26 protein-coding genes are annotated in these 23,212 nt (G+C 38.3%); 20 read left to right on the top strand and 6 right to left on the bottom strand.

From position 1 onward, the window contains the following. Window positions 1–42 precede the first annotated feature (42 nt). On the top strand, window positions 43–321 hold the full coding sequence (locus RGU12_RS14060; protein WP_116352294.1) for a DUF6123 family protein: 279 nt from the start codon (window positions 43–45) through the stop codon (window positions 319–321). Between the two features lie 33 nt (window positions 322–354). Here RGU12_RS14060 and RGU12_RS14055 read toward each other — a convergent pair whose 3' ends face one another. Both RGU12_RS14055 and RGU12_RS14050 read right to left on the bottom strand, forming a co-directional pair. Further along, entirely contained in the window at window positions 355–747 is a 393-nt protein-coding gene (locus RGU12_RS14055) for a reverse transcriptase-like protein (protein WP_309536657.1), read from the bottom strand. Between the two features lie 103 nt (window positions 748–850). Then, window positions 851–1,534 carry a queuosine precursor transporter gene (locus tag RGU12_RS14050; RefSeq protein WP_309536656.1) on the bottom strand — a complete coding sequence of 228 codons (684 nt, stop codon included), beginning with the start codon at window positions 1,532–1,534 and terminating at the stop codon, window positions 851–853. 186 nt (window positions 1,535–1,720) lie between these two features. On the opposite strand from RGU12_RS14050, the gene RGU12_RS14045 reads away from it, so the two are divergent. Next, window positions 1,721–2,380 carry a ribonuclease H family protein gene (locus RGU12_RS14045; protein ID WP_309536655.1) on the top strand — a complete coding sequence of 220 codons (660 nt, stop codon included), beginning with the start codon at window positions 1,721–1,723 and terminating at the stop codon, window positions 2,378–2,380. A 107-nt stretch (window positions 2,381–2,487) separates the two neighbouring features. Then, window positions 2,488–2,664 carry a zinc-finger domain-containing protein gene (locus RGU12_RS14040; RefSeq protein ID WP_116352290.1) on the top strand — a complete coding sequence of 59 codons (177 nt, stop codon included), beginning with the start codon at window positions 2,488–2,490 and terminating at the stop codon, window positions 2,662–2,664. 94 nt (window positions 2,665–2,758) lie between these two features. Here RGU12_RS14040 and cspD read toward each other — a convergent pair whose 3' ends face one another. Continuing rightward, the gene (gene cspD / locus RGU12_RS14035; protein ID WP_309536654.1) at window positions 2,759–2,959 is read right to left on the bottom strand and encodes a cold-shock protein CspD; all 201 of its coding nucleotides are present in this window, start codon (window positions 2,957–2,959) and stop codon (window positions 2,759–2,761) included. A gap of 326 nt (window positions 2,960–3,285) precedes the next feature. On the opposite strand from cspD, the gene RGU12_RS14030 reads away from it, so the two are divergent. The 7 genes from RGU12_RS14030 to RGU12_RS14000 all read left to right on the top strand — a co-directional run bounded on the left by RGU12_RS14030 (window position 3,286) and on the right by RGU12_RS14000 (window position 9,884). Beyond that, window positions 3,286–4,239 (top strand): HD-GYP domain-containing protein, encoded by a 954-nt coding sequence (locus tag RGU12_RS14030; RefSeq protein ID WP_309536653.1) that lies wholly within the window; start codon window positions 3,286–3,288, stop codon window positions 4,237–4,239. A gap of 15 nt (window positions 4,240–4,254) precedes the next feature. Then, window positions 4,255–4,536, top strand: a complete 282-nt coding sequence (locus RGU12_RS14025) for a hypothetical protein (protein WP_309536652.1) — start codon at window positions 4,255–4,257, stop codon at window positions 4,534–4,536. A 123-nt stretch (window positions 4,537–4,659) separates the two neighbouring features. Then, on the top strand, window positions 4,660–6,840 hold the full coding sequence (locus tag RGU12_RS14020; protein ID WP_309536651.1) for a DNA topoisomerase III: 2,181 nt from the start codon (window positions 4,660–4,662) through the stop codon (window positions 6,838–6,840). A 123-nt stretch (window positions 6,841–6,963) separates the two neighbouring features. Further along, on the top strand, window positions 6,964–7,575 hold the full coding sequence (locus tag RGU12_RS14015) for a TetR/AcrR family transcriptional regulator (RefSeq protein WP_309536650.1): 612 nt from the start codon (window positions 6,964–6,966) through the stop codon (window positions 7,573–7,575). 80 nt (window positions 7,576–7,655) lie between these two features. Further along, a complete protein-coding gene (locus tag RGU12_RS14010) occupies window positions 7,656–8,018 on the top strand; it encodes an SCP2 sterol-binding domain-containing protein (protein WP_309536649.1) in 363 nt (120 codons plus the stop codon). Between the two features lie 51 nt (window positions 8,019–8,069). Beyond that, complete coding sequence (locus RGU12_RS14005) at window positions 8,070–9,131, top strand: SDR family oxidoreductase (protein WP_309536648.1); 1,062 nt, start codon at window positions 8,070–8,072, stop codon at window positions 9,129–9,131. A 72-nt stretch (window positions 9,132–9,203) separates the two neighbouring features. Further along, window positions 9,204–9,884, top strand: coding sequence for a class I SAM-dependent methyltransferase (locus RGU12_RS14000; protein ID WP_309536647.1), 681 nt, complete (start codon window positions 9,204–9,206; stop codon window positions 9,882–9,884). A 259-nt stretch (window positions 9,885–10,143) separates the two neighbouring features. Here RGU12_RS14000 and metA read toward each other — a convergent pair whose 3' ends face one another. After that, the gene (metA, locus tag RGU12_RS13995; RefSeq protein WP_309536646.1) at window positions 10,144–11,049 is read right to left on the bottom strand and encodes a homoserine O-acetyltransferase MetA; all 906 of its coding nucleotides are present in this window, start codon (window positions 11,047–11,049) and stop codon (window positions 10,144–10,146) included. Between the two features lie 452 nt (window positions 11,050–11,501). Between metA and RGU12_RS13990 the strand changes: the two genes are divergently transcribed. The 3 genes from RGU12_RS13990 (at window position 11,502) to RGU12_RS13980 (ending at window position 14,773) form a co-directional block, all read left to right on the top strand. Further along, the gene (locus RGU12_RS13990; protein ID WP_309536645.1) at window positions 11,502–13,190 is read left to right on the top strand and encodes a formate--tetrahydrofolate ligase; all 1,689 of its coding nucleotides are present in this window, start codon (window positions 11,502–11,504) and stop codon (window positions 13,188–13,190) included. A gap of 100 nt (window positions 13,191–13,290) precedes the next feature. Then, on the top strand, window positions 13,291–13,800 hold the full coding sequence (locus RGU12_RS13985) for a hypothetical protein (protein WP_309536644.1): 510 nt from the start codon (window positions 13,291–13,293) through the stop codon (window positions 13,798–13,800). A gap of 127 nt (window positions 13,801–13,927) precedes the next feature. Next, window positions 13,928–14,773 carry a DegV family protein gene (locus tag RGU12_RS13980; RefSeq protein WP_309536643.1) on the top strand — a complete coding sequence of 282 codons (846 nt, stop codon included), beginning with the start codon at window positions 13,928–13,930 and terminating at the stop codon, window positions 14,771–14,773. Window positions 14,774–15,012: 239 nt separating this feature from the next. On the opposite strand, the gene RGU12_RS13975 is transcribed toward RGU12_RS13980, so the two are convergent. Then, window positions 15,013–15,258 carry a hypothetical protein gene (locus tag RGU12_RS13975; protein ID WP_116352278.1) on the bottom strand — a complete coding sequence of 82 codons (246 nt, stop codon included), beginning with the start codon at window positions 15,256–15,258 and terminating at the stop codon, window positions 15,013–15,015. Window positions 15,259–15,395: 137 nt separating this feature from the next. Here RGU12_RS13975 and RGU12_RS13970 point away from each other — a divergent pair, with 137 nt between their 5' ends. After that, window positions 15,396–16,043 carry an HD domain-containing protein gene (locus RGU12_RS13970; protein ID WP_309536642.1) on the top strand — a complete coding sequence of 216 codons (648 nt, stop codon included), beginning with the start codon at window positions 15,396–15,398 and terminating at the stop codon, window positions 16,041–16,043. Further along, window positions 16,040–17,926, top strand: coding sequence for an ABC-F family ATP-binding cassette domain-containing protein (locus RGU12_RS13965; RefSeq protein ID WP_309536641.1), 1,887 nt, complete (start codon window positions 16,040–16,042; stop codon window positions 17,924–17,926). The genes RGU12_RS13970 and RGU12_RS13965 overlap by 4 nt, the downstream gene beginning before the upstream one ends. A 36-nt stretch (window positions 17,927–17,962) precedes the next feature. Here RGU12_RS13965 and RGU12_RS13960 read toward each other — a convergent pair whose 3' ends face one another. Then, entirely contained in the window at window positions 17,963–18,994 is a 1,032-nt protein-coding gene (locus RGU12_RS13960; protein ID WP_309536640.1) for a C40 family peptidase, read from the bottom strand. A gap of 422 nt (window positions 18,995–19,416) precedes the next feature. On the opposite strand from RGU12_RS13960, the gene RGU12_RS13955 reads away from it, so the two are divergent. The 5 genes from RGU12_RS13955 (at window position 19,417) to RGU12_RS13935 (ending at window position 23,050) form a co-directional block, all read left to right on the top strand. Further along, the gene (locus tag RGU12_RS13955; protein WP_309536639.1) at window positions 19,417–20,541 is read left to right on the top strand and encodes a conserved virulence factor C family protein; all 1,125 of its coding nucleotides are present in this window, start codon (window positions 19,417–19,419) and stop codon (window positions 20,539–20,541) included. Between the two features lie 116 nt (window positions 20,542–20,657). Further along, window positions 20,658–21,092, top strand: a complete 435-nt coding sequence (locus RGU12_RS13950) for a BrxA/BrxB family bacilliredoxin (protein WP_309536638.1) — start codon at window positions 20,658–20,660, stop codon at window positions 21,090–21,092. A 70-nt stretch (window positions 21,093–21,162) separates the two neighbouring features. Next, entirely contained in the window at window positions 21,163–21,945 is a 783-nt protein-coding gene (locus RGU12_RS13945) for a class I SAM-dependent methyltransferase (RefSeq protein WP_309536637.1), read from the top strand. Window positions 21,946–21,991: 46 nt separating this feature from the next. Further along, the gene (locus tag RGU12_RS13940) at window positions 21,992–22,123 is read left to right on the top strand and encodes a YuzL family protein (RefSeq protein WP_116352272.1); all 132 of its coding nucleotides are present in this window, start codon (window positions 21,992–21,994) and stop codon (window positions 22,121–22,123) included. A 333-nt stretch (window positions 22,124–22,456) separates the two neighbouring features. Continuing rightward, entirely contained in the window at window positions 22,457–23,050 is a 594-nt protein-coding gene (locus tag RGU12_RS13935; protein ID WP_309536636.1) for a YpjP family protein, read from the top strand. Window positions 23,051–23,212 lie beyond the last annotated feature (162 nt).

Genomic DNA, 23,212 nt, shown 5'->3' with positions numbered 1-23,212 from the left:
TATTAGATTAGATTCTGTATTTTTTGTTGGGGATGGAGAATATTGTTTAAATTAGAAAATCGTGTGAAAGAATATTTGCAGTTTTTAGCTCAAAAAGGCTTTAATCTAGGAGAAGACGCAGTGGGGTTTATTTCATTTGGGCAGCATTATACGGGAGCAACGGATGAAATTGTAAATGTTGCAATCGAAATAACCTTAAAAGCACAGAAGGAATTTGACGGTAGCTTTTTCATCTCTTTATTAGAGATGTTGAAAGAAAATCAAATTCAAAATCGCAAACAAGCCTATCAATTTGTGGAAGAACGAAATATTATGTCATAAAACCCTTGGAGCTATGTAGTCCAAGGGTTTCCTTCACGCTTCGTTTTTCCTGATAGCCTGTCTTGCTAACTCATCAGCAACCTTATTTTGTGCACTTGGAATCCATTTTAGAAAAAAGAGATCTAATTCTTTTGATAATTGTAATGCCTTTTCGAGCAAGGGTACAAATTTTTTATTTTTCACATATTCCTTTTCAACCGCTCGGTCAACGAGCTGGGAATCCGTTCGAAAGGAAACGACTTTGTAGTCATTTTGGATACAAATTTCTAGCCCCTTAAGTAAGGCGTAATACTCAGCTTCGTGGTTAGTCATGATACCAAGTGGAATCGAATGTTTTTCGACAACACCATTTCCTTTAATAAAAATGCCGGCACCAGATGGACCGGGGTCCCCAGCACTTGCACCATCGATATACACTTCAATCATAAGATGCCTCCAAATAAATGAATAAGTAAATAGTATCACTAAAAAGGCATTACTGTGAAGACGTGAAAAAAGAATGCCTCTCAAGACATCCTTGTTATTTAAATTATGCTTCTTTATTTTTATGAAATGTACGAGCGATATAGATAAAAGGTGTATCTATTAAGGCCACTAACCACTTAATAAAATAAGTCGTTACGAAAATTTGGATCCAAACGTCAAATGGATACACTCCAATAAACGCAATACTTGTGAAGATTAATGTATCTAGTAGCTGACTAATCATTGTACTCCCGTTATTTCGAATCCAAAGTTGGTTATCCTTTGGAAATCGTGCTTTAATTTTTGAGTAAATAATAACATCGGAATATTGACTAATTAGAAATGCAAGCAGACTTCCCAATGCAATCCGTGGAAGCAGTCCAAAAATGGTTTCCAAAGAGCCTTGTGCAAAATCCACTTCGTGCGGATTAAAAGCAAGTACAAATTGCATGATGATTGTCATTGCAATCAGTGTGAAAAAGCCAAGCCACACACCTTTTTTCGCTTCTTCTTTACCGTATTTTTCATTTAAAATATCGGTAATCAAGAAGCTTGTTCCATACATAATATTACCGAGAGTAGCTGTTAGTCCAAATAATTCAACCGTTTTAACAACCTGTAGATTGGCTGCGACCGTTGAAAAACCAATCCAGACAAATAATCCGGGTTTGCCAAAAAGTCGGTAAATCGCCAGGACTAAAATAAAATTGACAATCGCAAAAATAAACCAAAGTACTTCATTATACATAGTATTCCTCCTATAGTTTTGATAACGCGGGAGTTCACGAACCGCGAAAGGGCGCATTAAATTGTCAAAGGTTTATTATAGTACGATGTGAATGAAAGTGGAAGTACCTTAGCAAATGGAAAAAGTGTATAATGAGTAAAAAATTAGGAAAAATGAAGATACGTTCCATAAGAGAGGATGAGCGTGATGAAACTTAAGTTGGAATGGACATATAAAACGCCAAAGAATCAAGTCATCACCTTGATGTCTGATGAGGTTACTGCTGAAGATGCATTACGAATAGCGGAAGACTTTGAGCGAACAGGACGTACGAAGGATCTTGTCTTTTATGATGAGCGACATACAAAGTGGACAAAAAAAGAACTAATCAAGCTGATCAAAGAAATTGAAACTGAACCTCAAGATATTGTGGCTTATTTTGATGGGGGATATGATATACAATCAGGTAAGGCCGGTTTAGGCGCTGCCATTTATTATACGCAAAATAAAAAAACATATCGTGTCAGAGTTAATGAATTGTTTGAAGAGATGGAATCAAATAATGAAGCAGAGTATGCTGCATTTTGGTTGATGCTTAATACTTTGGAGGAATTAGGCGTACACCACACTACAGTGACGTTTAAAGGGGATTCCCAAGTTGTGTTAAATCAACTTTCTGGCGAGTGGCCATGCTTTGAAGAAAACCTGAATAGATGGCTCGATCGAATTGAGGAGAAAATTCAAAGAATAGGGATTGAAGCTAATTACCATCCAATTGGACGTAAGCAAAATACAGAAGCAGATCGACTAGCTACCCAAGCATTAGAAGGGACATTCGTTTCCAGTAAATTTGAAATAAAAGGGTAAGTAATTAAGCCTACCTGTCATACTCATAAAATAAGTGAAACCTGATGGATACTGATGATTGTTAAAATGAAGAGAAGTGAACCTGATTAAAATAGGAGTTGAATGGTATGAAACGGAAAGAACTTATTTTGGAAGTTGGTGAAATGCTTGACACTTATTGCCAAGATTGTTTCGTAAGAGAATATTTTCGGAAGGAATATGGTAAACGGTATGCGCAAAATTTCTGTATAAAAAATTGTACAGTGGGTCAAAAGCTGAAGGAGTATGGGGAAAAATTATCATAATAAAGAAGGGCTCTTTCAGATAAAGAGCCCCAAAAAAGGCTGATAAAAAATCAGCCTTGGTTTCACATTCTTCAAATAAAATGTAAGAATTGAATTATAGCTTTACAACGTTAGCAGCTTGAGGTCCGCGATTTCCTTCTACTACATCAAATGAAACTTCTTGACCTTCTTCTAGAGATTTGTAACCTTCACCTTGGATAGCTGTGAAGTGTACGAATACATCGTCTCCACCTTCAACTTCGATGAAGCCAAATCCTTTTTCGTTGTTAAACCATTTAACTTTACCGTTTTGCATTATGCTTTTCCTCCTAAACCTTCGGCACAACCGTGCAGCGTGAAAATTTTTTATCAGATAGCCACTCATTTATGTATCTTTAACAATAATAATATTATAAAAAAAATACTAAACTTCTAGCTAAATGATGCTTATAATATACAACCAAAATCGTGTTAAGTCAAGGGAATAGAGGGGTTTTTACGTATTCTTGGAAAAAATTTCTGCTAAATATATATGCGCTTACAAAGGTTGGTTAATATTTTTGTATTTTCAAATAATTATTGTGGTATTTCCAGTTTTTGATATAATAATAGAAACAAGGCTTAGTTGGGGAGTCGTACAAAATGAAGAACGATCAAACAAAAATCACTGTTATTCAGCCTGAAGAATTTGATAGTATTATCGATGGTCTTGATAACGGCTACAATGGTGAACTTTCAATTAAACAACCCGTATCAATCATCACTGGGAAGCTAGAGGAAGCGATTGACCAGGTAGAAGATATTTTTTATTTTGTAAAAAGACATACGATGCTACCGCTTGCTGAGATTAAACAGACTGTTATCCCAATTATCCAAACTGCGTCCGAAATTCCGCAATTTTTTTATTTGTTTTACCAGCTTCAATCTGCAGATGATTATACATACCGACATAATATCGGAGTGGGTGTCATTGCGACGTTAATAGGAAAATGGCTTTCATTGTCCGATGAGGATTTATCAGCACTCACCATCGCAGCGACCTTGCACGACATTGGTAAAACAAAAATCCCCACCGAAATCTTAAATAAACCTGGCAAATTAACGAAAGATGAATATGAAATTGTAAAAAAACATACGATGTATGGCTATGAAATTTTAAAAAACACGGATGGAATTAGCCATGAAATAAGCCTAGTTGCCCTCCAGCATCATGAAAGGGAGGATGGGAAAGGATATCCTTTCGGTTTAAAGGGTTCCAAAATCAGTTATTTATCCAAAATTGTAGCAGTAGCAGATGTCTTTCATGCTATGTCATCAAATCGGGTCTATCATGATGCAACACCATTCTATCAGGTCATCAAACAAATGAATGACGATATGTTCGGTAAGCTTGATCCGACCATTTTAGTCCCATTTTTACAGCAAATTATGAATGCATTAATTGGTCATCATGTATTGCTAACAGATGGTCAAATAGGAAAAATTAAGTATATTAATCCATATGATTTATTAAATCCATTAGTTGAGGTATCCAATACGATAATCGATTTATCTGTTCAAAAAACAATTCAAATCGAACGCGTTTTAGCAGATTAGATGGAGGTTATTAAAATGTTCCGATACAATTATAATGGTAAAGAACTCATTATCCGGTTTACCTCACAAACAAAAAATATGAATCTCAATAAGGATGATTTGTATAATAAAATCATTTCCATTTGTGATAAAATTTTGGACGCTGATCATGGAACCTCTTTTATTGTGGAGGATGATGAAGGTCGCTTTGCTGTAGGAACTGTACAGCACGGGGAATTAACGGTCATATCCATCCATCATCTTGTCGAACAAACACAAATGTATTTTCAGAGAAGAGAAGCTAAAAAACCATCATGAATGGTTTTTTAGCCCGTTAAGCTCCTCAATCCAGCTCCATATTCTCCCACAAAATCTTTATTCCACTATACAATTGAATTTTGATACAATTAAATGATTAGTACGATTGAAAAGAGGATAATTATGAAAGTGATAATCGCGGAAAAACCTGATCAAGCGATGAAGCTTGCTGCTCCTTTTAGGAGTAAGAAATCTCAAGGGTTTATTGAGGTTGCACCCAATCCCCTATTTCCAAAAGGGGCTTATTTTACATGGGCAGTCGGCCATATTTGTGAGTTGTTACCCCCAGAAGAATATAATCCTGCGTGGAAAACCTGGCGAATTGAAACCCTCCCTATCATTCCAGACCATTTCTTATATCGGGTCATGAGATCCAAATCTAAGCAATTTACGATTATCAAAAATCTTCTTCGAAAACCAGAAGTTACAGAAATCATTCATGCCGGTGACGCTGGTCGTGAAGGGGAATTGATTATACGAAACATTATCGAGATGGCTAAGGTAACAAAGCCATTGAAGCGTTTATGGATTTCTTCCTTAACGGAAAAGGCAGTGAGGGAAGGTTTTCAAAATCTCTTGTTAGAGCAGGATACAAGAAATCTCTACTATGAAGCAAAAGCACGTGCATGCGCTGATTGGATTGTCGGCATGAATGCTTCAAGAGTTTATACCTTATTGTTAAAACAAAAAGGAATTTCTGACGTATTTTCCGCTGGAAGAGTTCAAACCCCGACGTTGGCGTTAATTGTTAAACGAGAAAAAGAAATTGCAAACTTTAAGTCTCAAGCTTTTTGGGAGGTTTTTGCGGACTTTCAAATCGCTGGCAAACAATTTGAAGGAAAATGGATGAAGGATAACGAGCCACGCGTTTCTACTAAGGAAATGGCAGAGAAAATTGCAGCGTTTTGTAGAAATAAGCCTGCAGAAATAGCTGAAGTGGAAATCGAAAAGAAGGAATATCAACCACCTTTATTGTTTAATTTGTCAAGTCTTCAAGCAACGGCAAACAAGGCATTTAAATTTTCGCCGAAGAAAACATTAGATGTGGCACAAAGTCTTTATACGAAAGGAATTATTTCGTATCCGCGTTCCGATTCGAGCTATATTACAAAAGGAGAGGCTCAAACCATTCCTGATATCTTTTCAAAGCTTCAAAAACTAGAAGATTATCAAGCTTATTTTCCAACTCCAATCACATCCATTTATAATAATTTTCGCTATGTGAATGAGAAGAAGGTAACAGATCACTATGCCATTATTCCAACGGAGCAGGTTCCAGATTCTAATAAGCTATCAGGTGATGAGAAGAAGATTTATGACCTCATTGTAAAGCGTTTAATTGCTGCTCATTATCAGCCGGCCATTTTCAACTATACAACTGTTAAAACGTTGGTGGACAAGCGTGCTGAATTCATTACAAAGGGAAAGGTGATGATCCAGGAAGGGTGGAGAAAAGTCCTATTTGAAGAAGATGGAAAGGACAAGGATGTTATCCTGCCGCCACTTGAAAAAGGTGAATCCGGTGTGGTTGAAAAAAGCTACACAAAAGAGGGCAAAACTCAACCACCAAAGCGATATACAGAAGGGCAACTCATTACACTGATGAAAACGGCTGGTAAGCATATTGAGAATGATGAATTGGAGAAGATTTTGGCCAAAACGGAAGGACTTGGGACAGAAGCAACACGTGCAGGCATTATCACCATGCTAAAAGACCGGAATTACATTAAGGTTGAGAAGAACCAAGTATTTGCAATGGAAAAAGGTATTCTTTTAATTGATGTAATTGGTGATAAAATCCTTGCGTCTCCTGAAATGACAGCAAAATGGGAACAGCGCCTCCATGAAATAGGACAAGGACAAGCTTCACCAGCATCCTTTATGCTTCAGACAAAAAAGCTTTCTCAAAAGATTATCAACGATGCGAAGGAACAAAGTGGAGAATGGGACCTTTCAAATGTGAATGTGGAAAATGTGAGCTCTCCAAAAAGCAAATATAAGAAAAAAGAAATCGGTACAGTGGTAGGAACCTGTAAGAAATGTGGAGGTAATGTGATTAATAAAGGCAAATTCTATGGCTGTGCAAACTATAAAACAAATGGATGCCAATTCACTATTTCAGGGAAGATTTTAGGGAAAACGATTTCGAACACAAATGCCGGAAAGCTTCTTTCAGGGAATAAGACAAATCTCATAAAAGGCTTTAAAAAGGACAATAAAACCTTTGACGCATATTTGAAATGGAATGAGCAAACTCAGAAAATAGAATTTGAGTTTCCGGCAAAAGTGCCAAATGGGAACTAAAGAATATTCAGTCGATAAGTGCATGTCGACTGAATATTTTTAAATTTTCTTGAAATTATTTACTATTAATTATACAATAAAAATGAAATACTGATACGTACACGTACAAGAATGGATGGATGAATGTTGTTATTTGTGACAGAAATGCCAATTGAGGCAAGAGAAAAAATGTTATTTGCGGGATTAAAGCTGTTTACCGAAGCGGGGTACCAAAAGACATCTGTGCTTGAAATTGTGGAAATGGCAAGAGTTTCAAAGACAACCTTCTATCAGCATTTTAAAAGTAAAGAGGATCTTATGGTTGCCTTGTTTGAACAACTGGGCGATGAAATGGCCGAGGAAGTAAAGCATGCCATTTTACAGGAAGAAAGAATGACATACAAGGCATTTGCAGGGATTAATCGCTATATCCAAATTTGCTTTGAAAACAAAAATGTTGCTCAAATTTTACTAGTGGAATCCGTTGGTGTATCGCGGAATGTGGAATTAGTTAGGCAACGGTCACACCAAGTGTTTGCTACTATCATTTTACAGACTGTAGAAACGGAGCTCCCAACAACTGTTACCCAAAAAGAAATGAGAATTGTTGCCCAGGCTATGGTTGGGGCGATCAATGAAGTTATTATGCAGTTCTTTTTTGAAACAAAAGAGGAAGAATTTCATTTTGGAGAAATATCTCGTTTGCTCAACCGCATTGTCATTTCTGCGTTCGTAAATCTGGGATTGCAGGAATAAGATTTTTTTGAATGGCGGATACGATTGCGTACTCGTTTTCTAGATCGTAATTTACTAGGTTTTTAGAGGAGGTTAGCAGTATGATAAATGAAATGGATAATGATAGGTTACCAGAATTAATGGAAAAAATTGAAAAGGTCATTAATCAAAACCCAGGTCCAATTGATGGTGTGAATGTTATTTATCAATTCAATATTACTGGGGATGAAGAAGGGACATTCCAACTCCAACTAGCAGAGGGTAAAGCGAAAGTATCTGAAGAGGTGGAAGGTGCAAATTGTACCTTAGTTTTATCGCTCGAAAACTTTAGAAAATTTTTAGTAGGAAAGCTAAATGGGACTGCAGCTTTCATGACAGGAAAACTAAAAATAAAAGGGGATATTGGCAAAGCCATTAAGTTAGAGGGGATTTTACGCGAATATAATCTAAAAGAATATTTATAAGCATCTTCCTTAAGTATTGCCTCTGGCTTAATTTTGGAAAGGAGTGAAAGTATGAAGCATGTTTTAATGACTGGTTTTCCGGGCTTTTTAGCAACAAGACTGCTACATGCATTGATGCAAAAATACGAAAGTGCTCATTTTGTATTATTGGTTCATCCAAGCCAAGTTGAATTAGCAAATGAGAGAATTAAAGGTTTAGATAAGGTTGAAGTAATACTAGGGGATATCACCGAAGAAACACTTGGTTTTTCTGAGGAGGATAGTGATCTACTTCGTGAAAAATTAACCCATGTTTTTCATCTAGCTGCTATATATGATTTGGCTGTACCACAACTGATCGCGGAAAAAGTAAATGTCGAGGGGACAAAAAATATTAATCAGTTCGTTCAATCATTACAACATTTGGAAAGATATGTGTATTTTAGTACGGCATATGTATCGGGAAACCGTACTGGCCTGATTAGAGAAACTGAACTTCAAATGGGTCAGCAATTTAAAAATCACTATGAAGAAACAAAATACAAGGCAGAGGTACTTGTTCAGGAGCTTAAGGATGTTCCTTATACCATTATTCGACCTGGAATTACAGTAGGAAACTCCGAAACCGGTGAGACGTCGAAATTCGATGGACTTTATTTTATCATGCGGATTTTAGACAGGATCCGCTTTATGCCAATTCCTTACTTAGGGAAGGGGGATGTCTTATTTAATGTTGTACCGTACGACTACCTGATTAATGCTACGGTTCATTTATCAGAGGCAGAAGAAGCAGAAAGGAAAACCTTTCATCTGACAGATCCGAACCCTCATCAAGCACGAGATTTGTACCGAATGATTTGTGAGGAACTACTTGGCAAAAAGCCAACATGGACGATTTCTCCAACACTAGTAGAACTTGGTCTCTCTTTGTCCTTTATGAGGAAATTCTTTGGAGTAGAGAAGGAAGCGGTTGAATATTTTAGATGTCCAACGCAGTATGACGCAAGTGAAGCGAGAAAAGTTCTTGAAAAAGGCGGATTGACCTGCCCTGATTTCAAAGATTATGTAAGAAACATCGTAACGTATTATAAGCAGCACCGTCTTGATCAAAATAAAAAAATACATATTACGTAATCACAATGAGGCTGGTGTCTCATTGTTTTTCTTTGTTATAATGATTGGTAGATATTGGGGAGGGCGGATAGGATGACTAATTTCAAATGGCATGAAGAGGCGGAAAAGCAGTGGGATGATCGTGCGGATTTTTGGAGCAAACAAAGCAAAGCAATGTGGAATTCGGGGAGCCGTTCCACGATTATCCCGTTTTTCACAAAATTCCTTCAGAACGATACTTTACTATTAGATGCGGGATGTGGTGACGGTTTCGGGTCATTTTTACTTGCTGAGCGTGGCTATCAGGTGATAGGTACGGACATTTCAGCTGAAATGATCGAAAAAGCAAATAAACGAAGCACGTCTAACGGTCTTTCATTTGTACAAGGTGATTTAAGTGCACTTCCTTTTGAGGATGGAACTTTTTCAGGGGTTATGGCCATTAACTCAATTGAGTGGACAGAGGATCCACTACAGGCGATTAATGAAATCAAGCGAGTGACAAACCCAGGTGGTATTTTTTGTGCGGGACTGTTGGGTCCAACAGCAGGTCCTCGGCAACATGCTTATTCACGCTTGTACGGTAAAAAAGTCATCCAAAACACGATGATGCCATGGGAATTTGAACAATTGGTTTCAGAAAATGGCTGGACGGTTGTCGATGGTCAACCGGTATATAAAGATGCTGTAAACAAAGAGATGATAAAGGGGCTGCCAAGGGAGCTTAAACAGGCGTTGTCATTTATGTGGGTGTTTATTTTAAAGAAGAAGTAAAAAAGGTATCTCGACCGTGAGATACCTCCAGACTGTTGACAAACGCTCGCATACTTCGTTGCTTGCCTCTCTCGTCCGCTCATGAAGGCAACTTCTATTCGCGTCTTCGACCGGCTGCGCGCCTTGTCTGACAAGCGTTTTCAAGACAGTCTGGGGAGAGTAATTTTCATCTAGATATCCTGTAAAAAAACGTGTAGACAAAGTCAGTACTGACTTTGTCTACACTCTGAAGGTATCTCGACCATGAGATACCTCTTTTTTATTCCCAGTCATATGGTGTTTCCTGATAGACATAATAATTAAGCCAGTTTGCAAATAGCAGGTATGAATGCGATCTCCAGCTATGAACAGGTGGATTGGCCGGGTCATTATTAGGAAAATAATTAACTGGGATTATTACTTTTCCTTTTGCAAGGTCGCGTTCAAATTCCTCTTTTAATGTGTTGACATCATATTCAGGGTGTCCTGTTAGGAAAATTTGCTTGCCATCATTTGAGGTAACTAAACACACTCCTGCCTCATCAGAAACTGACAACAAGGTTAATCCTTCTGTTTTTTTAATTTCTTCAAGTGTAACTTCTGTAAACCGGGAATGTGGGACAAAATAGAAATCATCAAAACCACGAACAAGTTTAACATCCTTATTTACCAAGCGGTGGTGAAATACACCTGTACATTTTTCAGGTAGAGGATATTTCTTAACCCCATAATGATAAAAAAGTCCTGCTTGTGCTCCCCAGCAAATATGTAGGGTCGAAGTCACATTTGTTTTTGTCCATTCCATGATTTCTTTGAGTTCTTCCCAATAATTCACATCCTCAAAAGAAAGGTGCTCGATGGGGGCACCTGTAATGATCATTCCATCAAACTTTCTGTGCTTGATGCTAGAAAATGATGTGTAAAATTTATCAAGATGATTTTTTCCAGTGTTTTTGGCGACATGAGTTTCTGGAAATAAAAGCGTAATATTCAACTGCAATGGGGAATTTCCTAGAAGTCTAAGGAGCTGAGTTTCTGTTCGTTCTTTTTCAGGCATAATGTTTAAGATTACTATATTAAGTGGACGAATATCTTGGCTATAAGCACGGTCTTCATCCATCACAAATATATTTTCAGATTCCAACACTTCTTTTGCTGGAAGGTCTTGAGGTATATTAATTGGCAATCCTATCATCCCCCTATTTCTTGTATATTGTCTAGCTCCAGCGACTAGCCCATCTCTGGTCTAGCCAAGCCGTCAAGAAGGATAAATGGCATCCTTCTCGCCGGCTTTTCTTATGCTTGTCGGACTTGCACAGGACAAGGAAAGCTTCGACAGCCTAATCATCGCACGAAGAAAATGCTTTGCACTTTCGAGGAAGTGCTTACATTGACGTTTACCACAGGACGTGGCAGTAGTTAGTCGATGTTCCTTATTTAAGTCACTTGCGCATTTCTATTATAATTGAAATTTTACAACAATTCGCACATGAATATCAATTAAAATATCTTTATTTGTTTTACGTGATAACGGAAATGGATTAAAATAGAGGTTTTCCTTTCTACTTACATACTGAATAATGTAAGATAGAGTTGATAAGGTAAGATCTATACGAATAAGTCATGGGGGTAATGTACATGGGATTTTCAACGAAGTATAAGTCTGATATAGAAATTGCTCAAGAGGCTGAGTTAAAGCCGATAAAGGAGATTGTGCAGCAACTTGATTTACTTGATGAAGAAGTGGAACCCTATGGTCATTACAAAGCAAAAATTTCGTTGGATGTGATGAAGCGCCTAGAAAAGAAAAAGGATGGCAAAGTCATTCTCGTAACATCAATTAATCCTACACCAGCTGGTGAAGGGAAGTCGACCGTTACGGTTGGACTTGGACAAGGTCTTGCAAAGCTTGGGAAAAATGCGATGATCGCAATGCGAGAACCATCACTCGGGCCAACAATGGGAATTAAAGGTGGAGCAACAGGTGGTGGGTATTCACAGGTAATTCCAATGGAGGAAATTAATCTTCATTTTACCGGTGATTTTCACGCGATTACGACAGCAAATAACACATTGTCCGCCTTACTTGATAACCATATCCACCAAGGAAATGAGCTTCAAATTGATGTAAGACGTGTTACTTGGAAACGAGTTGTAGATTTAAATGACCGTGCTTTACGTAACGTGATTGTTGGGCTTGGCGGTCCGACGCAAGGTGTTCCTCGAGAGGACGGGTTTGATATTACTGTTGCATCTGAGATTATGGCTATTTTCTGCCTTGCAACAGATTTACAGGATCTGAAGAAGAGGTTATCTAAAATAGTAGTAGGCTATGATATACATAAACAACCGGTCACAGCTAGTGACCTTGGTGCAGAAGGGGCACTTACGCTTTTATTAAAGGATGCAATTAAACCGAATTTAGTTCAAACACTTGAACACACACCTGCATTAATCCATGGTGGACCATTCGCCAATATCGCTCACGGCTGTAATTCTGTTATTGCCACTAAAATGGCGGCAAAATTAGCCGATTATGTATTAACAGAGGGTGGATTTGGTGCAGACCTTGGTGCTGAGAAGTTTCTCGACATTAAAGCAAGATATGCAGATATTAAGCCAGAGGCGGTTGTCATTGTTGCGACAAATCGCGCTTTGAAAATGCACGGTGGTGTTGCAAAGGAAAATCTCAAAGAAGAGAATGTCGATGCTTTATCTAAGGGCTTAGAGAACTTGCAAAAGCATATTGAGACAGTTCAGGCTTTTGGTTTGCCGTTTGTAGTCGCAATCAATCGCTTTGTTACTGATACAGAAAAAGAAGTAGAGAAAATTGAAACGTGGTGTGAGGAACATTCATATCCGGTTGCCCTTACAGAGGTTTGGGAAAAGGGTGGTGAAGGTGGAATTGAGCTTGCAAAAAAAGTTCTTGAAGTCATTGAAACAGGAGAAAATCATTTTGCACCGATATATGATCTATCTTCTTCAATTGAAGATAAAGTAAAAACGATTGCAAAGACGGTTTATGGGGCGAAGGATGTGGAGTTTTCTTCTAAGGCGAAAAAGCAAATACTCGATTTCGAGAAATTCGGTTGGGGCAATCTCCCAATCTGTATGGCGAAAACTCAGTATTCACTTTCCGATGACCCAACCTTACTAGGACGTCCAACTGATTTCACCATTACTATCCGTGAATTCCGACCATCTATTGGGGCTGGTTTTATCGTTGCTTTAACCGGTGATGTCATGACCATGCCAGGACTTCCAAAAAAACCAGCTGCCCTCAACATGGGTGTGACTGAAGACGGAAAGGCAGTCGGGTTGTTTTAACTTTTTGCTTTGGGATGAATCTCTAATGCCGGCTGGAAAAATAGCCAAGTCTTTATTTAAGGGGTTCGTCCCGCTTTTTTCGAAAAAGGAAGGTATGCACATGTTTGATCCAACTGTATTTGAAAACTTAAAGGTCGTCATCGAAGGTGCCCTTTATGATTTAGATTTAGAAGGAAAGATCGTGATTATCGATCGTCAAGACCAGGTCGATTTGGCAAAAATGGGAAGGCACTATCACATTGCATTCAAAGACAAAACAATTGACCAAATCCAAGCCTATATGGATTTGACAATGGACCTCGATAATCTAGTTGCTGAACTTAGAAATAAGAATCGAAACCCAGGGTGTGTCCTTGTAATAGGATTTAATTTTAATTTGGAGTCATTGGACGTTTGTCCTTTGGCCCAACAAGTACTTGCCACCATCTGGGGTGAAACAAGAGGGATTCGACAGGAAATTTCGTTCATGTATGGTTCAAAAAATCAATATACGGTCAATAATAAAATTATTTTTCACCGATTAATACATGAAGACCAAATTGATGACTTACTTGAAATGATTGACTATATCATTGATTCCATTCATCAACTTCATAAAGCGATCATATAAGGGGCGAATCATGCCTCTTTTTTCTACGCCAAAAGGATTAAGTTTTCAGATAATTCATCTATTTCTATAATATTGTTTTGTGATATATAGTAAAATAGTTATAGCATATTTACAAGGAGGCGAATTTATGGGTAAAATTGCATGGGTTACTGATAGTACAGCATTTTTAGATGAAGAGCTTTCAAATCATAAGGATATATATGTCATCCCAATGACCATCTTCTTTGATGAGGAAGAATACCTTGATGGGGTTACGATTACGCCGACACAGTTTTTTGAACGGCTAAAAACGGCTAAGACCATTCCAAAGACATCACAGCCTTCCATTGGAAGCTTTGTGGAATTATATAATAGTCTTGAAGATAAATATGATGAAATAATCTCTGTTCATATCTCTGAAAAATTAAGTGGGACCGTTTCGTCTGCAAGACAAGCAGCAGAATTAGTAAATATCCCTGTTACGGTAATCGATTCGAAAATTTTAACCTATCCAATGACAAAATTAATAAAAGAAGGCATGAAGCTTATACAGAATGGTGGAACATCGGCGGAAGTTGAAAAGCTTATTGTCAATTTAGCACAGAAACTAGAAACATATGTGATCATCGGCAGTTTAGAGCAATTGCATCGAAGTGGGCGAATGAACACAGCCCAATATTTTCTTGGCAGTATGCTGCAAATAAAGCCGGTCATACAGATTATGGATGGGGCTCTGTCAGTTAAAGAAAAAGTGCGTTCTGAAAATAAAGCAACGAGTAAAATAGTTGGTTATCTAAAAGATGCAGTCGAGCGTGATCAATTGGATGAGATTTATATTTTATACGGCTTGGACAATTCCAAGACAAAGGAATGGAAAGAAATGATAAGAGAATTTGCACCAGACCATATTTCAATCGAGGCTTACCCACTCGGGGTAGCTATAGGGGTACATGCTGGTGAAAATACAATTGGAATCAGCTGGATGAATAAGTAATCATATCAAATATGAGTTCAAGAAGGAGGATGAAAAGGACCGAGAAGTTCAAGGCGGTGCAGCTTTGAGTACCGGAGCGAGGCAACTGCTTGAGTTAACATCCTTGCAGCCTTGCGCTGAGGAATTGACCTCCCAGAATAAACTAGTAGACGCAAGCGCATAACCCAGATATTCACCATGTTTTCGGAGCAATGTTCGCAGAAATTGATGTGTCATTTTTACCGGACTTATTGAACAATCTATTTAACAAGTACGTATTGCACCTCGTTATGAGACAGGGTAGCAATGGCAGCAATTTTATAGCCAATGCTTAAGAATTGGGAGATTGTTTCCGCGCAATTTGGATGTGGCGGCTCTGTTGGAGCATGAAGACTCTTATAAAGCTGTAAAAATTGATTGGTAACGGGATTACAATAAACCAATACAACATGACGTCCATACCATGCAGTTCCAATTTCCCGATATCTATTATTTGAATGATACATATATATTAACCACCTTTCATCTAAAGTTGGAGTTTCTCCAGCTTTTTTATTTTATGCAAAGGTTTATAGGTACGCGACAGATTAGCGGGGCATTTTATGTTACAATGGATACGATATTGATGTCGGTGGAGGATAAAATGAAGCAGCAACAAATGATTGAAAAAACGACTACTTTTGTTAAACATATTTTGCAGCATGATAGCAGTGGCCATGACTGGTATCATATTGAACGCGTCAGAAAGGCTGCTATACAAATTGCAGAAAAAGAACAAGCAAATGTATTTATCGTCGAAATGGCGGCATTACTACATGATGTCGCAGACGAGAAATTAAATGATTCAGAGGAAGAAGGACTCAGGAAGGTTCGTGATTGGTTAACTTCCTTACCTATATCAGAAATTGAACAAGAAGAGATCATTGAAATTATTTCGACTATGTCCTTTAAGGGAGGCAACCGGCCACCAATGAAAACCATTGAGGGACAGGTTGTCCAGGACGCTGATCGTTTGGACGCAATCGGTGCAATAGGGATTGCGCGAACCTTTGCGTACGCAGGAGCACACGGTGATCTTATCTATGATCCTAATCTACCATATCGGGAAGTCATGACAAAGGAAGAATACCGAAATGGAAAATCAACAGCAGTCAATCATTTTTATGAGAAATTATTAAAATTAAAGGATACTCTTAATACGAATGCAGCAAAAGAAGCAGCCCAAGAACGTCATGATTTCATGACTGCGTTTCTTGATCAATTTTATAAAGAATGGAATGGACAGTTATGAGGCTTTTAACCGTTGAAAATTTATCAAAAAGCTATGCCGAAAAAACATTGTTTGAAGATATCTCCTTTAGCATTACAGATAATGAACGAATTGGCATCATCGGTGTCAATGGAACAGGTAAATCAACGCTTTTAAAAATCATCGCAGGTATGGAAGAGGCTGACCGTGGGGAAATTACTCACTCGAAGGGATACACAATCAGCTATTTACCGCAACAGCCTGATTTTTCAATCGGAAATACCGTCCTCGACCAAGTCTTTCAAGGCAATACACCACTCCTTCGGTTATTAAAAGAATATGAAGAAGCGATGCTTCGAATCGAAAAGGAACCGATGAGCACAACGAATCAGGAAAGACTATATGATCTCCAGCAAAAAATGGATGCAGCAAATGCGTGGGAAGCCAATTCAAACGCAAAGGCAGTCTTATCAAAGCTAGGGATAACGGATTTTTCTCAGGATGTAATGGAACTTTCAGGGGGACAAAAGAAGCGTGTGGCACTAGCCCAAAGCTTAATTGAGGTACCGGACTTACTGATTCTAGATGAGCCGACAAACCATTTGGATTACGACACGATTAAATGGCTTGAGGATTATCTAGCTAAATACAATGGAGCATTATTAGTTGTTACCCATGATCGGTACTTTTTAGACCGAGTGACAAATCGAATTATCGAACTAGATGATGGTAATCTTTATACCTATACAGGAAACTATAGTAGCTTTTTAGAGGCAAAAGCGCTTCGGATTGAGCAGGAGCAGGCCTCTGAATTAAAGCGTCAAAATTTATACAGACGTGAGCTTGCTTGGATTCGTCGTGGGGCTAAGGCCAGAGCAACCAAGCAAAAAGCACGGATTCAACGATTTGAAGAAATTGAGAATGGGAAAAAGACAGTGAATACCGAAACACTGGATATTTCAGTTGGCGGCAGTAGGCTCGGTAAAAAGGTCATTGAGCTAAAAAATGTGTCAAAAAGCTTTAATGGAATGAAAATTTTGGAGGATGTGAATTTGCTCGTTAAGCCAGGTGACCGAATTGGAATTGTGGGTCGAAATGGAAGCGGGAAATCCACATTATTAAATATCATTGCGGGTAGAATTCCAGTGGATGAAGGCGAGATCGAAATTGGACAAACGGTTAAACTTGCCTATTATACACAGGAAAGCATGGATATGGATGTTAATAAACGAATGATTGAATATATCAAAGAAACGGCTGAAATGATTCATACCCTTGATGGAAAAATGATTTCAGCAGCTCAAATGCTAGAGCGTTTCTTATTTCCTATGCACACTCATGGAACACCGATTCGGAAGCTATCTGGTGGAGAAAGAAGACGGCTGTACTTGTTGAAAATCATTATGGGTGAGCCCAATGTATTATTATTGGATGAGCCGACAAATGATTTAGATACTCAAACATTAACCGTGCTTGAGGACTATTTGGAGGAGTTCCCAGGTGTGGTAATCACGGTCTCACATGATCGCTACTTCTTGGATAAGGTAACAGACCAGCTCTTGGTTTTTGGAGAGGGACATAAGATTACAACCTTTTTTGGAGATTACTCGGATTATCTTGAGAAAAATACAGCAGAAGCGGCTCAAGCCGTACAAAAAGTAAAGGTTGAAAAAGCATCATCCCAGGAGGCGCCGAAACCAAAGAAAAAGAAGCTTTCCTACAAGGATCAGCTTGAATGGGATGAGATTGAAGGGAAAATTGAAGCCCAAGAAGAGAAGGTTGCTGCACTGGTGAAAGAAATTGAAGCAGCAGGAAGTGACTACCAAAAAGCTCAGCAGGCAATGGATGAGCATGCGAAGGAATCTGAGGTGCTTGACCAGTTAATGGAAAGATGGGCAGAACTATCAGAAATGGTAAGTGAATAAGGAGAGTGGCCCGGCATATAACCGGGCCTTTTTGCTTTATAGTCGTTTCGCGCCCAAATATCGCGATTGCCAGTAGGAAATCGTCATATCATCAATACTCACACCATCCGTTGAATCTGCGTGAATAAATTTATTGTTTCCGAGGTAAATGCCTGCATGTGATGGGCCAGGCTTATACGTTTGAAAAAAGACAATATCACCAACGCTAGGTGCAGACACACTTGCCCCCTGGCTCCAAATGCCTGGAACTGTTCGTGAGATGTTTACCCCTTTTTGAGCATAAACAAATTGTAAAAAGCCACTGCAATCGAAGCCATTTGGTGAAGTGCCTCCCCAGACATAAGGAACCCCCATATAATTCATTGCTATTGAAATTACACTTGCATCTACAGGTGGCGCATCAATTGGTTCTGCTTGTGCCTCAGTGGTTTCTGGATTGTTTGTCCTTGGCTGAGCCGTCACAACTGTTGCTTTTTTGATAGTGAGACCCCTTACATTTTTGTTTTTCATAATATGGTCTATCGTTTCTTCGGTTGCTAGCCCATTTGCTTCTAAATTAAACTTTTTTTGGTAAGCCTTTACACTTGCCTCGGTGACTGATTCAAATTTCCCATCTATCAAACCGCTATAAAATCGTAGTCTTTGTAATTTGGTTTGTAGCTGTTTTACGGCAGGCCCCTCGTCACCAATTGTGTAGAAAGCTGGCTTTGGCTGTAGGATTACTTCGTTCAGTTTTTCTAGTGTTGTTTCTCCGGCAATTCCATCGGTCTTTAAATCATATAATTCTTGAAATCTTTTAACGGCTTCTTGAGTTGATGCACCATAATGACCATCGATTGTTTCATAGTAAAAATTTAATTTATGTAACTCAAATTGAAGAAAGCGAACTGGGTAACCGGTGTGACCGTAGCGTAATTCCTGTTTTGTATCAAATTGATAGTTTTTGTCTATTAAAGGGTCTAGGTTTTGCTTTTCTGATGCATCTGCTGCAAGTGGGGCGCCAAAGAAAAATCCAGCCGCAAGTGACGTTATGACAATAGCTTCGCGGGTTCCATAGCGTTTTTTCATTGAAGTACCTCCTTGATGTTTGCAAAAAGCAAAAATAATGTAGTTTTCGAAAGGTTTGTTGGATAAAAATGCTATGGAAGAGATGTATACCTTAACTAAAGAAAAGACGTATTGCGTTTTCAATCCTTATCCTAACAAAAGCGAAAACAACTCATACATGAACACAATTTTATATTATTTTGATAAATAAGCTATTATGACAAAAATGCTGATATTTAGTACATAAGCGCTAAAATAAGACAAGTTGGATTATTAGCAAAAACATTGATGTTTCAAGGGGTTATAGGGTTTTAAAGAAATTCAATGAATTCATCAAAAGGGATCTATTAGACTGAACTATCGTAAGCTCTCGTAATGGATAATTGGTAATTGCGTGTGCTACAATTACGGTAGTTGATTTCGTAGGAGAAGGAGCGGTAGATATGAAAATAAAATCAATTGAACCAACACCTAGTCCGAATACAATGAAGATTATATTAGACGAGGAACTACCAAAGGGAAAAAGCAATAATTATAAAAAGGAAAACATTGATCAAGCACCACCACTAATTAAAGAGATTATGGGTATCGAAGGCATTAAAGGTGTTTATCATGTTGCGGACTTTTTAGCAGTTGAAAGAAATGCAAGATATGACTGGCAGGAGCTTTTACCAAATGTACGTAGAGTTTTTGGAGAAGATGTGACAGAAGGGGAAAAAGAAGGACCGAAGCTTGATGAACATTTTGGAGAAGTAAAGGTTTTTGTACAAATGTATAAAGGACTCCCAATGCAGGTTAAGCTTCATGATGGTGAACAAGAGTTCCGTTTTGGATTACCTGACGTGTTCAGGGAAAGCTTGCTACGTGCCCAAGAGGTTTCAGGAAACGTTGTGTTGGAACGCGAATGGAAGGAACAAGGCGTGCGCTATGGCAATCATGATGAAATTGGAAAGGAAGTTGTTGAAGAGCTTGCGGCTGCCTATCCAAAAGAACGACTCGATCGTATTGTAAAGCAAATTTCGGAACAAACATCAGCACCAACTATCCAAAAACGTCAATCCTATAAGGTAACATTGGAGATGTTGGATGATCCTGATTGGACAAACCGCTATGCAAGGTTAGAGCAAATGGATCCGGAAGAAGATGATGTTTCTGTACTTGCGAAAGCCTTAAAAGATGAAAAACCTTCAATCCGTCGGTTAGCAACTGTTTATTTAGGTATGATCGAAAAGCCGCTCGTATTACCATTTTTGTATGAGGCATTAAAGGATAAGTCCGTTACAGTCAGAAGAACAGCAGGAGACTGTTTATCAGATATCGGCGACCCTGCTTCAATTGGTCCGATGTGTGAGGCTTTGAAAGATTCAAGTAAGCTTGTAAGATGGCGTGCTGCTATGTTTTTATACGAGGTTGGCGATGAAACCGCACTTGATGCACTAAAAGCAGCGGAAAACGAGCCTGAATTTGAAGTAAAGATGCAAATCAAGCTGGCCATCGAAAGAATCGAAGGTGGCGAGGAAGCAAAGGGCTCTGTTTGGAAGCAAATGACGGAAAGCAGGAATAATTAAAAGGTTATTGAGTAAATTTTAATTTAAAGAAACGGCATTAGTTGGTGTTTGAAAATTGATTTTGCAAGTTCAAAATAGTATGCTTGTTTTATTGAAATAAGAGGGAGGGATTCAATATGTCAATGGCATATGATGAATATATGAAGCAAATCGTAAAGCCGATGCGCCAAGAGTTAGTAGTAGCGGGCTTTGAAGAGCTTCAAACAGAAGAAGAAGTTGAAAACTTCATGGAGAAAGCGGAAGGTACAACACTTGTTGTTGTGAACTCTGTATGTGGTTGTGCGGCTGGACTTGCAAGACCTGCTGTAACACAAGCAATTCTAAATAACGAGAAAAAGCCGGATCATCTTGTAACTGTATTTGCTGGTCAAGATAAAGATGCAACTGCAAAGATGAGAGAGTATTTTGAGGGCTATGAGCCATCTTCTCCATCAATGGCTTTGTTAAGAGGCAAGGAAGTTGTACACTTCATTCCACGTCATGAAATTGAAACAAATTCAATGGAAGGCATTATGGAAAACATAACTTCTGCATTAAATGAGCATTGCTAAAAGATGTATTTAAAAGTCTGATGAAAAGATGTCAATATGACATCTTTTTTTGTGCAAATAGGTGATTGATATGATTGTATCAACTGCAGGACGAACGAATGATGAAATGGTGAGATTGGCTAAAAATGTTGCGGCTGAACTTTCAGTTCCTTATATTCAAAGAAATAAACAATCGATCCATAAACTTCAAGAACAAGCAGAAGACGATATTCTTGTTGTTGGGAAAAATCGAATTGAAATTCATCCTAGGCAGGGAGCCGAACCACTATTCTTTCATCCGAATTCAGCCATGTTTCGGATGAAGCGAATAGCAAAAGGAGAACATGATCCATTTATTCAGGCTTCAGGTCTGGCGAATGGAAACACTATTTTAGATTGTACACTAGGCTTGGGATCTGACAGTATTGTCGCAAGCTTTGTCGTTGGCAAGTCTGGAAAAGTTGTGTCTTTAGAAGGAAACAAGTATTTGTATTATCTGTTAAAAGGCGGGTTGAAAAGCTGGGATACCGGTTACCCATTGATGAATGAGGCTATGGCCCGGATTGATGTGGAGCATGTGAAATATGAACGTTTTTTAACAAACTGTCCTACAAACAGCTTTGATGTCGTCTATTTTGATCCAATGTTTGAAGAAACAATTGAAGAATCGGAAGGGATCAAAGGGCTTCGCAATTTCGCAATTTATTCCACACTAACTCCTGAAGCTATTGAAGCCGCAAAGCGAGTCGCGAAACAAAAAGTGGTACTTAAGGACCACTGGAAAAGCGAGCAATTTGAGAGATATGGATTCACTGTTCTAAAGCGAAAGACAGCAAAATTCCATTTTGGTGTCATTGATGTAGAGGGTTCCTGATATTTTGCTACACCTTTGGAGATTTTATATAACGGAGGTGATGATCATGGCAAAACGTAAAAAAGATCCTTCAACAGTTGGATTAAGTTCAGCAAATGTAGAAGGGCAAGGAACAACGAATCAAGAAACAGGAAGAATGGCAATGGATTCTTCAAGGAAGAAGAAAAAGAATATGTAACTTGCTACTACAAAAAAAGCCCGCTTCGAAAGCGGGTTTTTATTAATCAGCCACACAACAAAAGATAAAATATACTAATGTTACTACGCTAGCGATACCAAAAATCCAATCCATTTCCCTAGTTCCACCTTTCAGATATGTATAGTACCCCTATTTTATCAAATAATGAAGATTTTATGAACTTTATTTTTTCTAAGTAATTCCTAATGTCGCTTAAATAGCATGGGCATTTATCCTTATTTTTTTATATTTTACTATTTTCATAGTAAAATTTTTTTTGAGATTGTGTTAAAATGGGCATATGGGTAAATGTTTTGAAAGGGCGTTTAGGTTATGAAAAAATGGTTGCGGAAAGCATTAGTTGTTTCATTTTCCATTTTAACGTTTGGATTGGTAGCGCCTCCACCTGCTCTCACAATGGAGCAACCAGATGCGGATAAACCAAGTAAGTTAAATGCGATAAATGAACAAAATGCTGAATCAAAGTTATATTCTGAGTTTGAATCGAATTATGGATATGAAAGTAGAAGCTTTGTTACGTATGCGATGACACAGGCAGAAAGCAAGTCTTTCGAGAAATTTGGAAGCAAAATCGGACCAGTTATTGAGGATGAATTCCGTCTTGAAATTTTGCCTAAAATTGAAACTGTCATTGAATTATTAGCAGAGCAGTACCCAACAGAGCAGCTTGATCAACTTGAAATTTCAGAGCAACCTTCTGGCGGAAATGGGGAAAAGATTTTCCATATATTTGATAAAACAAGTGGGAAGGATATTGTTCGCTTCCATGTGCGCAAAGATCATCCACCACAGGATGGCTATTGGTTTAATTTCCACTACCACACTCATCATGATGGGTTTCAAACTCATCATGCGTTAGGCGATATTTATTGGGATAAAAACACTCCGCCGAAATGGCTTAGTTAATAAAAGAAATAGGTAGTTCAAGGCTGAATTTACGAGCTTTTGGACTGCCTTTTTTGTTTCCTCTTAGTAGAAGTTTCCACTCCTTATCTAGCAGACCCATTTTTAAAAATATGTTATACTATTTTTACAATTTGATAGAAGAGTGCACTTTTGCATCTATGA

This window comes from Ferdinandcohnia sp. QZ13 (assembly GCF_031324165.1).
GTDB lineage: Bacteria > Bacillota > Bacilli > Bacillales > Bacillaceae_L > Ferdinandcohnia.
The sequence above is the reverse complement of the archived record's forward strand: the minus strand, read 5'-3'. Positions and strand labels throughout refer to the sequence as shown.